The sequence below is a fragment of the Gilvimarinus sp. 1_MG-2023 genome (assembly GCF_030548285.1).
Genome location: NZ_JAUOSC010000213.1, coordinates 1 through 416, shown reverse-complemented (window position 1 = coordinate 416; position 416 = coordinate 1). Strand labels below are relative to the sequence as shown.

At 54.8% G+C, this 416-nt stretch carries 1 protein-coding gene; it reads left to right on the top strand.

The window, feature by feature from the left end:
• On the top strand, positions 1–416 hold a 416-nt coding region (locus Q4563_RS16480; protein ID WP_303605253.1), incomplete at both ends, for a GTP-binding protein.

The window sequence follows — 416 nt, the reverse complement described above, 5'->3', positions numbered from 1 at the left end:
TGTGGTGCGACCGATGGTCCAATGCCACAAACCCGTGAGCACATCCTGCTGTCACGTCAGGTTGGTGTACCTTTCATCGTTGTGTTCCTGAACAAAGCGGACCTGCTGGCTGAAGACTGTGGCGGCGTTGGTACCGAAGAGTACGACGAAATGCTGGAGCTGGTAGAAATGGAGCTGCGTGAGCTGCTTGATGCTTACGACTTCCCAGGTGACGACACTCCAATCATTGCTGGTTCTGCCTTGATGGCCCTGAACGGCGAAGACGACAACGAGTTGGGTACCACCGCTGTTAAGAAGCTGGTTGAAACTCTGGATGACTACATCCCAGAGCCAGAGCGCGCGATTGATCAGCCGTTCCTGATGCCAGTGGAAGACGTATTCTCGATCTCAGGTCGCGGTACCGTTGTTACCGGTCG